The organism is Neolewinella xylanilytica, assembly GCF_002934605.1.
In the GTDB taxonomy this organism is placed as follows: Bacteria; Bacteroidota; Bacteroidia; order Chitinophagales; family Saprospiraceae; genus Neolewinella; species Neolewinella xylanilytica.
This window is the reverse complement of record NZ_PTJC01000005.1, coordinates 1,787,648-1,803,566: the sequence shown is the minus strand read 5'-3', so window position 1 is coordinate 1,803,566 and position 15,919 is coordinate 1,787,648. Positions and strand designations below refer to the sequence as shown.

Annotated in this window: 10 protein-coding genes; 8 read left to right on the top strand and 2 right to left on the bottom strand. The window is 64.3% G+C overall.

The window, feature by feature from the left end; genetic code table 11:
- Positions 1–8 precede the first annotated feature (8 nt).
- The gene (locus CLV84_RS07120) at positions 9–482 is read right to left on the bottom strand and encodes a (2Fe-2S)-binding protein (RefSeq protein ID WP_104419025.1); all 474 of its coding nucleotides are present in this window, start codon (positions 480–482) and stop codon (positions 9–11) included.
- Positions 483–658: 176 nt separating this feature from the next.
- On the opposite strand from CLV84_RS07120, the gene CLV84_RS07115 reads away from it, so the two are divergent.
- The 7 genes from CLV84_RS07115 to CLV84_RS07085 all read left to right on the top strand — a co-directional run bounded on the left by CLV84_RS07115 (position 659) and on the right by CLV84_RS07085 (position 14,452).
- Positions 659–3,301, top strand: a complete 2,643-nt coding sequence (locus CLV84_RS07115) for a DUF7133 domain-containing protein (protein WP_104419024.1) — start codon at positions 659–661, stop codon at positions 3,299–3,301.
- A gap of 342 nt (positions 3,302–3,643) precedes the next feature.
- Entirely contained in the window at positions 3,644–5,215 is a 1,572-nt protein-coding gene (locus CLV84_RS07110; protein ID WP_104419023.1) for a glycoside hydrolase family 43 protein, read from the top strand.
- A 2-nt stretch (positions 5,216–5,217) separates the two neighbouring features.
- Entirely contained in the window at positions 5,218–6,390 is a 1,173-nt protein-coding gene (locus tag CLV84_RS07105) for an alpha/beta hydrolase (RefSeq protein WP_104419022.1), read from the top strand.
- Positions 6,387–7,469, top strand: a complete 1,083-nt coding sequence (locus tag CLV84_RS07100; protein ID WP_104419021.1) for an alpha/beta hydrolase — start codon at positions 6,387–6,389, stop codon at positions 7,467–7,469. Before CLV84_RS07105 ends, CLV84_RS07100 begins: the two co-directional genes overlap by 4 nt.
- 17 nt (positions 7,470–7,486) lie before the next feature.
- Positions 7,487–8,635 carry an alpha/beta hydrolase gene (locus tag CLV84_RS07095; protein WP_104419020.1) on the top strand — a complete coding sequence of 383 codons (1,149 nt, stop codon included), beginning with the start codon at positions 7,487–7,489 and terminating at the stop codon, positions 8,633–8,635.
- Between the two features lie 29 nt (positions 8,636–8,664).
- The gene (locus tag CLV84_RS07090; RefSeq protein ID WP_104419019.1) at positions 8,665–10,590 is read left to right on the top strand and encodes an alpha/beta hydrolase-fold protein; all 1,926 of its coding nucleotides are present in this window, start codon (positions 8,665–8,667) and stop codon (positions 10,588–10,590) included.
- A gap of 22 nt (positions 10,591–10,612) precedes the next feature.
- Positions 10,613–14,452: a glycoside hydrolase family 97 catalytic domain-containing protein gene (locus CLV84_RS07085; protein WP_104419018.1), complete on the top strand. Its 3,840-nt coding sequence runs from the start codon at positions 10,613–10,615 to the stop codon at positions 14,450–14,452.
- Positions 14,453–14,477: 25 nt separating this feature from the next.
- Here the strand turns inward: CLV84_RS07085 and CLV84_RS07080 are convergent, their stop codons facing one another.
- Positions 14,478–15,059, bottom strand: a complete 582-nt coding sequence (locus CLV84_RS07080; protein WP_104419017.1) for a hypothetical protein — start codon at positions 15,057–15,059, stop codon at positions 14,478–14,480.
- A gap of 262 nt (positions 15,060–15,321) precedes the next feature.
- Between CLV84_RS07080 and CLV84_RS07075 the strand changes: the two genes are divergently transcribed.
- Entirely contained in the window at positions 15,322–15,825 is a 504-nt protein-coding gene (locus CLV84_RS07075; RefSeq protein ID WP_146088741.1) for a hypothetical protein, read from the top strand.
- The last annotated feature ends 94 nt before the right edge of the window (positions 15,826–15,919 follow it).

Below are 15,919 nucleotides of genomic sequence, written 5' to 3'. Positions count from 1 at the left end.
TATTCGGGCTAATCGGCATTTTGGGTACGGGCCGCCCGCGCTACGGCCCGGACGATACGGCTATGCGTACCGCAGCGGCAGAGCACCCGCTCCAGGGCTTCCCGGATTTCGGTATCGGAGGGAGCGGGGTTTACGGCTAAGAGGGCTTGGGCGCACACGATCGCGCCGTTCAGGCAGTAGCCACACTGGGCCGCCTGTTCCTCCACGAAGGCCCGTTGGAGCGGATGCGGGTCGTCCGGCGTACCGAAAGACTCCAGGGTTTCAATGTCGTGCTGCTGGGCCTGGTCGACGGGAATGACACAGGACGGCTGCGCTTTTCCGTCCAGCAGGACCATGCACGCCCCGCACTGCCGGACCCCGCAACCGTACTTCGGTCCGTTGAGGGCCAGGTCGTTACGGAGGAAGTAGAGCAGGGGCATTTCCGGCTCCAGTTCCGCCTGGTGGGTTTGGCCGTTTACGCGCAGTCGGATAGGTTGGGACATGCTTGCACAACGGGAGAGGGACGTAAGGGTTTGACCCGGAGCGATCTCGCTGGCGGGAGGCTGGCAGAAATCACTTCCTTTCGACCTCCTTCCTTTCCTACCGGTTCTACCCCGACACTACCGGATGGTTCGGCTACCGGTCCGCAGTATCTTGGCGGGTCACGTCCCCCGACCCCATGCAAAAAACGTATTGCCACCTCTTTTTCGGACTGTCCTTGCTCGCCGGTTTCACCGCTTGTTCCGACGATGGAGCCAGCTCCGTGGCCGACCTCGCCGAGCTGGACGCCTACTACGGCTCCTTCGATTCCGTCTCCACCGCCAGCGTAAACCTGGTGCTGGACACCATCGCCGGCCCCGAGATCGTGCCCAGCCCCGCCTGCCTGGCCGTACTGCCTACGGGAGAAGTATTCGTCGGCGTCGACATGATGGGCTCGCTTGGAAAAGACCCCGGCAAGGGCAGCATCGTGCGGCTGGTGGACGCGGACAATGACGGCACCTACGAATCCCACAACACCTTCGCCGCGGTCGATAACCCCCGGGGCATCATGCCGGTGGGCGACAAGGTGTACGTCCTCCACACCCGCTTCGAGGAAGGCGCCGAGGTAGCGAGTACGATGGACCTCGTGGTCTTTGAAGACGGCGACGGCGACGGCGTGGCCGACGGCCCCTCCCAGCCCCTGATCGAGAACATCAGCTCCCCCGCCCCGCTGCAGGACCGCGGTACCGACCACTCCACCAACGGCATCCGGATGGGCATTGACGGCTGGATCTACGTGGCGGTGGGCGACTTCGGCTTCCACGACGCCACCGACCGCGACGGGACGAAGCTGACCATGCTCGGCGGCGGCATCGTACGGGTACGCCCCGACGGTACCGAAATGGAGGTCTACACCCACGGCACCCGCAACATCTACGACGTGGCCATCGATCCCTTCATGAACGTCTACACCCGCGGCAACACCAACGACGGCGGTGGCTGGAACATCCGCTTCCTGCACCACGTCCAGAGCGGCGAGTACGGCTACCCGACCCTCTTCAAGCACTTTACCGACGAGATCCTCCCCGCCCTGGTCGACGTAGGCGGCGGCTCGGGCGTGGGCAGCTACTTCATGGACGACGACCGCTGGCCGGCCCGCTACAACCACGTACCGATGATGGCCGACTGGGGCCGCAACCAACTCTACCTCCACCGCGTCGAACGCGACGGCCCCGGCTTCGTACAGCAGGAGGAGGAATTCATCGAACTGCCCCAGATCACCGACATCGACCTCGACGGCTCCGGCCGCATGTTTCTCTCCGCCTGGGACGGGGCCGGCTACCGCGGTAGCGACTCCAAGGGCTTCGTGGTGAAGGTGGTACCGGAAGACTGGTCCTACGAGGCCTTTCCCGACCTGGAAAGCGCAACTACGGAGGAACTGGGGGAAATGCTGCAGGCACGGAATTCCGTGACCCGTTTTCATGCGCAGCAACGGCTCCTGCGCGCGGCGCCCGAAGCAGCCGCCACCGTTGCCTGGGAAGTAGCCGGCGACGAAAGGCTGCCGCTGGAGGCCCGCGTAGCCGGGGTGTACACCTATGCCCAAATCACCTGCGGCGAGGGTGTCGACAATCTGGTCACCCTGACCGAGGAAGCCCGGATGCGAGAATTCGCCCTGCGCGCGCTGGCCGACCGTAAGACCTGTCTGGAAAGCGTACCCCTGGAGCCCTTCCTGACGGCCGTAACCGATCCGAACCCGCGGGTACGGGCCGCCGCCATCGTCGGACTGGGCCGGCTCGGACGCGCGGAAGCCGCCGAGACCTTGCTGGCGGTAGAAGTTCCCGCATCCGTCGAAGCCCCCGGGCTCGACGAGGAAGGGCCCCACGCTACCCCGAACGCGGACATCATTCTGCCCCACCTGGCGGTGCAGTCCCTGAACAAGATCGGCGCCGTGGAAGCGACGGTCAGCGCCATCGAATCGAACCCCGACTTAGCCCTCTGGGCGCTCCGCTACATGCACGACACGGAGGCCGTCGAGGGCCTGATCGCGGCGTATGATGCCACCGACAACGCCGAGATTAAGGAGGGCATCCTCACCACCCTGGCCCGGCTGTACCACGAGGAGGCGCCCTACGAGGGCGACTGGTGGTGGAGCACCCGCCCGGACACCCACGGCCCCTACTACAAGGCCGTCGACTGGGAAGGATCGGAGCGCATCGAGGAATTTCTGCTACGGGAGGCGGAGGCCGGCGATCGCGGCGCCTTCTTCGCCCGCCTCAACGAGCGCAACCGCCTGGAACTGCCCGAACTCGGCACCGTGGAGGAGGCCCAGCTCGCCGAGGAAAGCAACGTGGATCTCGACGCCATCACCAGCAAGGAGGGCGAGGTCGGCAAAGCGTCGATCGAGGACGTCATCCTGGCCATGGCCGAACTGGAGGGCAACCCCGCTCGCGGCGAGGAACTCTTCACCGAGCAGGGCTGCGTGGCCTGTCACGCCATCGACAAGGGGGAGGTGCAGAAGGGCCCCTTCATGGGGCAGATCGGCTCGATCATGACCCGCGACCAAATCACGGAATCCATCATCAAGCCGAATGCTTCCATCTCCCAGGGCTTTTCTACCTACCTGGTCGAGACGGCCGATAACGCCTACGTGGGTTTCGTGACGGCCGAGTCCGCCGACGCGCTGACCCTCCGCGACATCGGGGGCAACGCGACCGAACTGAAAAAGGAGCAAATCAAGAGCCGGGAGGAACTCGACCAGTCGATGATGCCGACGGGGCTGGTGAACGGGCTGTCCATGGAGGAGCTGGCGTCGTTGGTCACCTTTTTGGAACGGCAGAAGTAGGGCTCCTACCCGGCTACGCGCAGTGTTGCGCCGGCGCGCAGGAGCAAGGAAATGCCGCCCGGCGCCCTGTCCCCTGCTCCGAACCGTATACCGATTATGCCGAATTGTCGAAAAGCGGAGCATCTTGCGGCCGACGGTAAGGAATCAAGACGCATTTTTGGTATCATGCCAATCACGTACGGAATCACCCGACTGCATTCGTACGCGAATTTGTATTTTTGTCAGATTGACAATTAAGAGCGCCGACCGTGCGTGCCCCCCGCCCGGTTTCCGGGTTCGATCGGAGGGACGCAGGTATGTACACCCGGATAGGCCCCGGCCGGCGCGGAACCGGTATCGATTATGCAACAACACCTCCTGGGCCTCCTGGCACCGCTACTCCTGTCCGCCTGCCTGACCGCGCAGCCCAACCGCGCTACCAATCCCCTGATCTACGCCGACGTGCCCGACATGTCCATGATCCGGGTGGGCGATACCTACTACATGAGCAGCACTACGATGCACATGAGCCCGGGGGTGCCGATCATGAAGTCGACCGACCTGAGCAACTGGGAACTCGTCAGCTACGCCTACGACACCCTGGTGAGCAACGACGCCATGAACCTGGAGAACGGCGAGAACACCTACGGACGCGGCTCCTGGGCCAGTAGCCTGGTGTACCACGACGGCACCTACTACGTGGCTACTTTCTCGGCCACCTCGGGGCTTACGCATGTCTACTCCACCCCGGATATCGAGAACGGTCCCTGGAAGGAAACCACCTTCACCCCCTCCCACCATGACCTGACGATGTACTTCGACGACGACGGCCGCGCCTATATGATCTGGGGCCAGGGTACCCTGTACATGAAGGAGATGCGGCCGGACCTCAGCGGGCCTTTATCCGGCGGCCTCGACACGGTGCTCCTCGAGAACGCCAGCGCCCCGGCCGGCGGCAACATCATGCTCGGCGCGGAGGGCTCCCAGCTTTTCAAGCACGAGGGGAAGTACTACCTCTTCGACATCACCTGGCCGCGCGGCGGGATGCGGACGGTGGTGATCCACCGCGCTGACCAAATCACCGGACCCTGGGAGGGACGCGTGGCCCTCCAGGACCGCGGCATCGCCCAGGGCGGCCTCATCGACACCCCCGAGGGCGACTGGTACGCCTACCTCTTCCGCGACAACGGCGGCGTGGGCCGCATCCCCTACCTGACACCCGTGACCTGGGAAGACGGCTGGCCGGTGCTCGGTACCGACGGCGTGGTGCCCGACACCCTGGACCTCCCGGCCAACCGCAGCCTGATCCCCGGTATCGCGGCCTCCGACGAGTTCAAGCGAAAAAAGAACGATCCGGACCTGGGGCTCGTCTGGCAGTGGAACCACAATCCCGTCAATGACCTATGGTCGGTCACGGACCGCAAGGGCTACCTGCGCCTGCGCACCGGCCGAACCGACTCCACCTTCGTACGGACGCGGAACACCCTGACCCAGCGCACCCTGGGTCCCACGAGCACCGGCTCCATCGTGGTGGACGTCTCCCACCTCCACGACGGCGACGTGGCCGGGTTAGGCCTGCTGCAGAAAAACTACGGCTACGTGGCCGTCAAACAGGACGCCGGCGAGCAGCGGATCGTCATGGTGCGCGCCACCGAAAACGGCACCGAGGAAACGGAGGGCGTGCCCTTCACCGGCAAGAAGGTCTACTTCCGTGCCAGCTGCGACTTCCGCGACCGCAAGGACGAGGCCCAGTTCTACTACAGTCTGAACGGCAAGGAGTGGACGGCCATCGGCGAACCGCTGAAGATGCCCTATACGCTGCCCCACTTCATGGGCTACCGCTTCGCGCTCTTCACCTTCGCTACCGAGGAACCGGGAGGCTACGCTGATTTCGACTGGTTCCGCATCACCGATACGTACGAAACCGCACGCTAAAAATGGGAGTGTTACGCAATCGATTCCTTTCCCCTCGCAACCTACTGGTCGCGGCTTTGCTCACGGCGACCGCCGATGCCTTCGCCCAGCCGCCGCGGGGCCCGCAGGCGCGCTCGCCGCAGGTCCACGCCGACGGAACGATTACCCTCGAATACCTCGCCCCCGACGCGGAATCCGTCCTGCTGGACGGAGGGCAGTTCGGCGCCCGCGACCTGCCCATGGAGCAAGACAGTAACGGCATCTGGCGGGTCACCTACGGACCGATCGAACCGGACATCTACCCCTACGCCTTCAAAGTCGACGGCGTGCTGGTGCAGGACCCGGCCAACCCGCACTACTTCCCCAACGAGCGCTTCCGGGGCAGCCTGGTGGACGTGCCCGCCGACACCTCCCTCATCCACGATCTGCGCGACGTACCCCACGGTACGGTCACCTACGCCTACTACCCCTCCGTGGCGGGCAGCACCGGCCGCCTGCTGGTGTACACGCCCCCGGGCTACGACGAGGAACCGGACCGCCGCTATCCGGTCTACTACCTCATCAGCGGCACCACCGATACCGAAGAGACCTGGTATAAAGCGGGGCGCAGCAACCTCATCCTCGACAACCTGATCGCTGAAGGCCGCGCCGAGCCCATGATCGTGGTCATGCCCTACGGCAACCCCGCCGCCACGGTGGCCGAACAGCGGGGTGAGCCTAAACCAGACGACCCGCCGCGGGAAACGGAGGCGGCCGTGGCGCGCATCGACCAGTTCGGCGAGGACCTGACGGAGAACGTGATCCCCTACGTCGACGCTACTTACCGCACCCGTCCCGACCGGACATCCCGCGCCATCGGCGGCTTTTCGCGGGGCGGCGGACAGACCCTGCAAACCGCCTTTTCGCATATGGACACCTTTGCCTGGGTGTGCAGTTACAGCGCCTACCTGGACACCGATTTGATGGAATCGCGCTTTCCGGACATCGCCGGGAAGGCCGCGCAGACCAACGACTCGTTGAAGCTTTTGTGGCTGAGCGTGGGCGACGAAGACTTCCTGTACGAGGACGTCCGGGAGTTCATGGCCTACCTGGACGAACATGGCGTAGACTACCGCAAGTACATCTCCGGCGGCGGCCACACCTGGATGAACACCAAGGACTACCTCGCCCGTACCGCCCAACTCCTGTTCCAATGATCCGTCCGCTGACCATCCTGCTGACCCTGCTCCTCTCGGGGTGCCTGGCGGCCCAGCGCCCCCCGCGGCTGAGTTCCCCCGACGAGAACGCCGATGGCAGCTACACCTTCCGCTACTACGCCCCGGATGCCGACACGGTGCTGCTGCACGGGGAGTTCCTCGCCGCGCCTCAAATAATGGACCGAGATGCCGACGGGGTCTGGACGGCCACCGTAGCCGACATCGAGCCCGACATATACCCCTACTTCTTCGAGCAGGACGGCGTGCAGCTCGCGGACCCGAACAACACCCACGTATTCGCCAACGAACGCTTCAAACGCAGCATCGTGGAAGTACGGGGCGACGGGGCGCAGGTGCATAGCTTACAGGACGTACCGCACGGGCAGGTCCGCTACGAATACTACCCATCCGCCACGCTCGACACCACGCGACGGATGCTGGTGTACACGCCACCCGGCTTCGAGATGAACGGTAACCAACGCTACCCCGTCCTCTACCTCATCCACGGCGGGTCGGATACCGAGGAAACCTGGTACCAGGTGGGGCGGGCGAACTTCATCGCCGACAACCTCATCGCGGCCGGCCAGGCCGAGCCCATGCTGATCGTGATGCCCTACGGGAACGTGCGCCCGGCGCCGATGGCGGACTTCACCCGCGACGTGATCGACGACATCATTCCCTACATCGAAGCGAATTTCCCCGTCGTAGGGGACGCCGAACACCGGGCCGTGGCGGGCTTCTCCGTCGGCGGCGGGCAGACCCTGAACATCGGCCTCATGAACACCGACAAATTCGCCTACGTCTGCTCCTACGCGCCGTGGACGCGGACCGAAGAGTTCCAACGGAACTTCGGCGACTGGGAACCGGACGCGGCAGCCATCAACGAGAACCTCAGGCTGTTCACCCTGAGCGTGGGCACCGACGACTTCCTCTACGAATCCGTCCTCCAGAACATCGCGGATTTCCGGGCGGAGGGCATCGAGCTCGAAACCCACATCACCGACGGCGGCCACACCTGGATGAACTGCAAAAAATACCTGGCCACCACCCTGCGGCAAATCTTTCAGCCGGCCCGCTAACCTACAACTCGATCACTATGCAACACAGAATTTTTATCCTCCTACTCACCCTCGTCACCTTCGCATCCGCCACTCTTGGCGCCCAGACGGAAGAGGCAGGCGTACCCGCCTCCACCAATATCCCCGGCCGGGAATACCCCCGCATCCTGCCCGATAAGCGCGTGAAGTTCCGCATCCACGCCCCCGAGGCCGAAAGCCTGCAGATCGACCTGATGAAGAAGTACGATATGCAGCAGGACACCGGCGGCTACTGGACGGTGACCACCGAGCCGGTGGTGGAAGGCTTCCACTACTACTCGTTGATCGCCGACGGCATCCCGCTCATGGACCCCAACAGCCAGACCTTCTACGGCATGGGCCGCATGGCCAGCGGCATCGACATTCCGGATACGGACATGGACTACTACCAGCCGCACCACGTGCCCCACGGGCAGATCCGCTCGGTAAACTACCACAGCGACATCACCCAGGCCTGGCGCCGCGCCTACGTGTACACGCCGCCGGGTTACGACAATAACACGGACACCCGCTACCCCGTCCTCTACCTGCAGCACGGCGGCGGCGAGGACGAGACCGGCTGGCCGAACCAGGGCAAGGCCGACCTGATCCTGGACAACCTCATCGCAAGTGGCGAGGCCGAACCGATGATCGTGGTCATGGACCGCGGCTACGCCACCGACCCCGACCGGGAAGTGGACCCGAACGCCGGCTTCATGGGCGGCAACGTCTTCTCCGAAGTACTGGTGGAGGAGATCATTCCGATGGTGGATTCCACCTTCCGTACCATCCCGGACCGCGAGCACCGCGCCATGGCCGGCCTGTCGATGGGCGGCTTCCAGACCTTCCAGACCACGATGACCAACCTCGACAAATTCGCCTACGTCGGCGGCTTCAGCGGAGCGGCCTTCGTGCGCGACGGCAACCTCACCGAGATGTACGACGGCGTATGGGCCGACGCGGACGCCTTCAACGACCGTGTCAAGGTCATGTACGTCAGCATCGGCACCGACGAGCCCGAGCGCATGTACCAGGGGGTGAACGCCTTCCACGGCATGCTGGAGGACGCCGGTATCGACCACGTCTACTACGAATCGCCCGGTACCGGCCACGAATGGCAGACCTGGCGCCGCTCCCTGCGGCAGTTCGCGAGCCTCCTCTTTGAATAACCTCCCCCCGCAAGCTTAAACGAAACCGTATGCAACGCTTTTCGCTCCTACTTTCCCTTCTTCTCCTGACGGTTACGGGCGCTTTCGCCCAGGACCTGGTCATGGAGGCCCCGGCGGGCTTCGACGTGCCCCGCACCGACATCCCCCACGGCGTGGTCGACTCCTTTACCTATAAATCGGAGTCGGTCGGCACCAAGCGGCAGGCCCTCATTTACACCCCGCCGGGTTACGACAAGAAAAAGGAGTACCCCGTACTGTACCTGCTGCACGGCATCGGCGGCGATAAAATGGAGTGGTACAACGGCGGTCACCCCGAGGTGATCCTGGACAACCTCTACGCCGAGGGCGCGGTGGAGCCGATGATCGTCATCATGCCGAACGGGCGCGCCATGGAAGACGACCGGGCGGTGGGCAACGTCTTCGCGCCGGACAAGGTGCAGGCCTTCGCCGACTTCGAGGAGGACCTGCTGGGTAGCCTCATCCCCTACGTAGAGAAGAAGTACCCCGTCATCGCCGACCGCGAGCACCGGGCCATCGCCGGCCTGTCTATGGGCGGCGGACAGTCGCTGAACTTCGGTCTGCAGAATCTCGATGTCTTCTCGTACGTCGGCGGCTTTTCCTCGGCCCCGAACACGAAGACGCCGGAAGAACTGGTCCCGGAACCGGAAAAAACCGACGAGCAGCTCAACCTGCTCTGGATCTCCTGCGGCGACACCGACGGCTTGATCACCTTCAGCAAGCGGCTGCACGACTACCTCTACCGCAACGAGGTGCCCCACGTGTACTACATCGAGCCGGGGGGCCACGACTTCAAGGTGTGGAAGAACGGCCTGTATATGTTTTCCCGCTTCCTGTGGAAGCCGGTGGACGAGTCGACCCTGGACCAGTACAGCCTGCTCGGCACCCCCGCCGAGACGAACGTACGCGGGGCCCGCTACCCCCAGATCCTGCCCGACAACCGGGTGATGTTCCGGGTCGAGGCGCCCGAAGCGGAAACGGTGCAGGTGGACCTCGGCCAGAAGTACGACATGGAAAAAGACGCGGAGGGCTTTTGGACGGTGACCACCGAGCCCATTACCCGCGGCTTCCACTACTACTCCCTGCTCATCGACGGCAAGGCGGTGGCGGACCCCGCCAGCGAAACCTTCTACGGCATGGGGCGGATGGCCAGCGGCATCGAGATCCCCTTTCCCGACGACGACTACTACGCCCTGAAGGACGTCCCCCACGGCGAGATCCGCATTAAAAAGTACTGGTCGGGCGTCCTGAACCGGTGGCGCGAAATGTACGTCTACACCCCGCCCGGCTACGACGATAGCGACGCGGAATACCCCGCCCTCTACCTCCTCCACGGGGGTGGCGAGGATCACCGCGGCTGGGCCACCCAGGGTAAGACCGACCTCATTCTCGACAACCTCATCGCCGCCGGCGACGCCGAGCCGATGGTGATCGTAATGATGGACGGCAACGTGACCGGTCCGGGCGGTCCGGGTGGCTTCGGTACCCGCAGTATGGAGACCTTCGCCGCCGAGCTGAAGAACGCCGTCATCCCCTTCGTGGAGGAAACTTACCGCGTGAAGGGCGAGGCCGACAGCCGCGCGCTGGCCGGCCTGTCCATGGGCGGTCTGCAGACGCTGCACGCCGGTCTGCGCAACACCGACCTGTTCAGCGCCCTCGGGGTCTTCAGCTCCGGCTGGTGGGCCGACAACACCGAGCTCTCGGGGCCGGAATACGCCTTCATGGAAGAACACGCCGACGCGATCAACGAGAACCTCGACGTCTTCTGGTTGTCGCAGGGCGGCCAGGAGGACATCGCCTGGAAGAACAACCAGGTGATGATGCAGAAATTCGACGACCTCGGCGTCGAATACGAATACAGCGAGTACGCCGGCGGTCACGCCTGGCCCGTCTGGCGCCACGACCTGCACGGATTCGCCCAGAAACTCTTTAAGTAGCCCTTTCCCAATTCCCCGATCTATGTACGGATCTACCCCGCACCGCCTTTCTCTTTTTCTATTGCTCCTGCTCTGCGCGCCCCTGCTGCGGGCGGAAGTGCGGCTGCCCCGCCTGATCGGCGACGGCATGGTGCTACAGCGCGACACCGAGGTGGACGTATGGGGCTGGGCCGACGCCGGGGAGACCGTGACGGTGACCTTCGACGGAAAAACCTACCCGGCCGAACCGGCGGCCGACGGGTGCTGGCACGCAACGTTGCCCGCCCACCCCGCCGGCGGTCCCTACACGATGACCGTAGCGGGCAGCAACACCATCGAGCTGTCCGACATCCTCTTCGGCGACGTATGGCTGTGCTCCGGCCAGTCGAATATGGAATACAGCATGGGGATGGTTGCGAGCCTATACGAAGACGAGATCGCCGCCAGCACGAACGACCGCATCCGGCAGTTCAACGTGCCGAAGGAATTCGATTTTCAGGGGCCGCGCGAGGATTACGGCGGCGGGGAATGGAGCAGCGCCGACCCCGAGAGCGTCCGGAACTTCACGGCGGTGGGCTACTTTTTCGCCCGCGAGATCAACGAACGCTACGACGTGCCGGTGGGACTCATCAACGCCAGCCTGGGCGGCTCACCGGCCGAAGCCTGGATGACGCCGGAGGCCCTGCGGGACTACACCGGCCTTTACGACGATGCCCTGCGCTACCGGGATACGGCCTACGTGAGCCAGGTGCGCCGCAGCGACCGCGAACGCATCGGCGGCTGGTACGCGGAACTGAAAGACCAAGATGCCGGCTACACGGGCGCTACCCCCTGGAGCGATCCGGCGGCCGATGACGCCGACTGGTCCACCACCACCCTGCCCGCTTTGTGGAACGACACGGAGGCGGGGGACACCCCCGGCTCGGTATGGTACCGCCGCAGCTTCGAGGTGCCCGCCGGCCTGACCGGCAAGGAGGTACAACTACCCTTCGGCAACCTCATCGACGCGGACTCGGTGTGGATCAACGGCACCTTCGTCGGCGGCTTCGGCTCGCGCTACGTACCGCGCAACTACACCGTCCCGGCCGGCATCCTGCAGACCGGCGAGAATACCATCGCCGTGCGGGTCGTCAGTTCCGGCGGCAGCGGCGGTTTCATCCCCGAGAAGACCTACGCCCTTACCGACGGTACCACCACCGTGGACCTCAGCGGCGAATGGCAATACCGCCGCGGCGGCGAAATGGACCCGCTGCGGGGCCCTACCTTCATCCAGTGGAAGCCCACGGGACTGTACCACGCCATGATCGCCCCGCTGCTGCCCTACGCGCTGAAGGGGGTGCTCTGGTACCAGGGCGAATCGAACGTCGGCCGCGACCGGCAGTACGCTACCCTCTTTCCGGGGCTGATCGAAAACTGGCGGGAGGAAATGGAAGACCCCGACCTGCCCTTCTTGGCCGTGCAGCTGCCCAACTTCGGCACGCCGCAGGAGCAACCCGGTGAGAGCGGCTGGGCACGCATGCGCGAAGCGCAGGAGGAAATCTTATCCCTGAACAACACGGGCCTGGCCACCACCATCGACATCGGTGAGTGGAACGACATCCACCCGCTCAATAAACTGGACGTGGGCAAGCGCCTGGCCCTGCTGGCGCAACGCGACGTATACGGGGATGCCAAAGTCATTGCCGAAGGGCCCGTCTACAGCAGCATGGCGGTGAAGGGAAACACGGCGGTGTTGTCCTTCGACCACGTCGGCGGCGGACTCGAGTCTTCCGACGGCACTCCCCTGCGGCACTTCGCCATCGCCGGCGCCGACGGTGAATTCGTCCGGGCGGAGGCCCGCATCGAAGGCGAGACGGTCGTCGTGAGCAGTCCGGAAGTGGCGGCGCCGGAAGCGGTCCGCTACGCCTGGGCGGACGCCCCGGAGGACATCAACTTCTATAACGCGGCGGGCCTGCCCGCGCGTCCGTTCCGCACCGACGTCCCGGAAGCCGCGGCCGAGACGGGCGCGGTGAGCAGTCCGGACGGCCGGATACGGGCGATCGTCGACCTGGAAGCGGCCACCTACACCATCGAAGTGGACGGCGAGCCGGTGCTGTACGCAGGTAAACTGGGCGTGGTGCGCGAGGATGGCGATTTTGCTTCTCTCCTGCGCTCCGTCGCCCAAAGCGAAGAACGGGAAGTGCGGGACAGCTACACCAGCAAAAACGCCAAGAAGTACCAAATCAGCTACGTGGCCAACGAGCGGACGTGGCACGCCGCGAACGCCGACGGACAGCGCATGGACATCGTCTTCCGGGTAGCGGACGACGGGGTGGCCTTCCGCTACGTCTTCCCGGATACGACCACGGAAGTGAAGAAGATCACCCGGGAGGCGACGACCTTCCCCTTCCGCGCGGGTACGCGGGCCTGGCTGCAGCCGAAGACCGAGGCACAGAGCGGCTTCGAGCATACCAACCCCAGCTACGAGGCCCACTACATGTCGGACATCCCGGTCGGCACCCCCGCCCCCGGCGACAACGGCTGGGTGTACCCGGCGCTCTTCCGCTACCAGGACACCTGGATCCTGCTGACGGAGGCCGACCTGGGGACCACCTACTGCGGTACGGCCCTGCAGCAGTACAGCCCCGACGGGGAGTACGCGATCAACTTCCCGCAGGAGCCGGAAGTCTTCACTAATGGGGTGCCGACCCTGAACCCGGAAAGCAGCCTACCGTGGCGGACGCCCTGGCGCATCATCGCCCTGGGGGATTTGGCCACCGTACAGGAATCCACCCTCGGTACCGACCTGGCCGCGCCGGCCGTGACGACGGAAACCGACTGGATCCAACCCGGCAAGGCCAGCTGGAGCTGGATCCTGAAAAAGGACGGCGGGACGGTCTACGACGTACAGCGCGACTACATCGACTTCGCCGCCGACATGGACTGGCAGTACTGCCTCATCGACGCCAGCTGGGACCAGACCATCGGCTACGACTCGGTGGCCCTGCTGGCCGATTACGCCAAGACCAAAGACGTCGAACTGCTGCTGTGGTACAACAGCGCCGGCAGCTGGAACACGGTGCCCTTCACGCCCAAGGACAAGCTGCTGACCCACGAAAGCCGGATGGAGGAATTCGGTAAGCTGCGCGATATGGGCGTCCGGGGGATCAAGGTCGACTTCTTCGGCGGCGACGGGCAGTCGATGATCGCCTACTACCACGGCGTCCTGGAGGATGCGGCGGCCAACGGCCTGCTGTGCAACTTCCACGGCGCTACCCTGCCCCGCGGACTGCACCGTACCTACCCCAACTACATGACGGCGGAAGCCGTCTTCGGCTACGAGATGATCACCTTCGGGCAGGGGGCGGCCGACCGGGCGCCGATGCACATGGTGCTCTCGGCCATGATCCGGAACGTCTACGACCCGATGGACTTTACCCCCGTGAACCTCGGCGGCATCCCCGGGCGGGTGGAACGCACCACTACCGCGGCCTACGAGCTGGCCACGGCGGTGGCGATGCTGAGCGGCATCCAGCACTACGCCGAGCAACCCGAGGGAATGGAGAAAGTACCGGAGTACGTCCGGGACTTCCTGCGGGAATTGCCGAATTACTGGGAGGACGTCCGCTTCGTGGACGGCGACCCGAACAGCCATTACGTAGTGGCCCGTCGCCACGGTGACCGCTGGTACGTAGCGGGGCTGAACGGCGCGGACTCCGCCAAAGACCTCGAGCTTGACCTCGGCTGGCTCGGCGGCCGGACGGGCACGCTGATCGCGGCCGGCCCGGGGGGCACCGCGGACGATCCCTCCTTCCGGGAGGAGGAGATTCAGGTGCCGGCAGCGGGCAGCTGGAACGTATCGGTGGGACCGAAAGACGGCTTCGTACTCGTGTTCGAGGAGTAACGGACGCCGTCGGCGGCCACCGTATCTAGTAGCTGCCGGGAATCGTCGTAGAAAAGGACACGCCGAACGACCCGCCGTCGAAGCTGCCCGCGAACGGAGCCTCGTAGGTCAACCGCGTATAGGTCACGGCGACCCATTTCCAACCGAACTCGAAGCGGGTACCCAGGGAGGTGTCGAACTTGACGTCGTCGACGAAGCCGTCTCCCTTGAGTCTGGCCCCCAGGTGCGTGGTTAGGCCGGCACCGGCGCGGAACCCTTTAGCAAAGGTGACGTAGCCCAGGGCATTAAGCGGGTAACGCACAAAATTGATGTTGGCATTGTCGGCAGCTTCGGTATTGTACTTGATGCCAATGGTGGCCCGAAGCAGCAGGGGTACGCCCGTGGGTTTATACTCGCCGCCGACGGCCAGCGTACCGCCCTGCCCGGCGGTCATTCGCTGATCTTCTCCATTGGTGAAGAAAACGGTGACGAGGTCATCTCCGCCGTACTCCAGGTTCCCCTCGAGCAGCATGCGCACCGTAGGAGCTAAGGGCGTGTTCTGGCCCGCCAGACAAAAAGGGATGAAACACAATACAAAAACCGCGAGCCGAACAATCGAGTTGGTCATCGGTGAAACGTTAAGGTGGTGAGTGATCAAAATCGCACCTACGACGTCAGGATGGCCGGGGTGGGTATCCAAAATTATTTCGCTTTTTGCAAAGCGGAAGAAATATTTTTCGCCTGTTTCGCCTACGCATTTTCGCGGCAAAGGGGAGCTATTCCCCGGGGCGCGAACCGCCCGTACGCTTGACTTCAGCCCGGTGCCCGCCGGCGGGTGCGGGGCATACTTTATCCCGCCGGAGCGACCGAACGGTTTCTATCTTCGGGGCATGCTACCATGCATCTGTGGCTCAGCTGCGGTGTGGATCGTGACCACCGTGTTGCTGACCTTCGCCTGCGGTGATGCCGGGCCTCTCGACCGCACTCCCTTCCCCTTTCGGAGTGCCCCCTCGGACCAGGATACGATCACCGCCCCCAGCCCGCCGAGGGGATTTCCGAGCTACGAAGCGCAATTCACCGATTTCATCGCCCGGGCCGTCGCCGACGGTAGTCTGCGCAAGAGCCTCTCGTACCCCCACCTGCTACCGATCGGCAGCTACGCTTCGGTGAACGAACAAGCCGAGGAACCCCTGGAGTGGGGACTGTATTCGGCACAGCGTTCCGCGCTGGAGGTGCTACGGACCTACGAACTGGCCCCGGCGGAACTCATAATTACAGATCTGGCCCGGGATGCCAATTTACTGGTCATGACCAAAGCCCACACCAAGCCCGAACACCGGTCTGCACCCGCAGTCTGCTCGTTGACCTATACGCCATCGGCTACCGTTACCTAGGCCGGGAGAACCTGCTGACGATCTATCCATCCGGGGGTAGCCGCCCCTTCGACAGCCTGCTGCAGGAGCGTGGCTATCCGGCACAGACCATCCG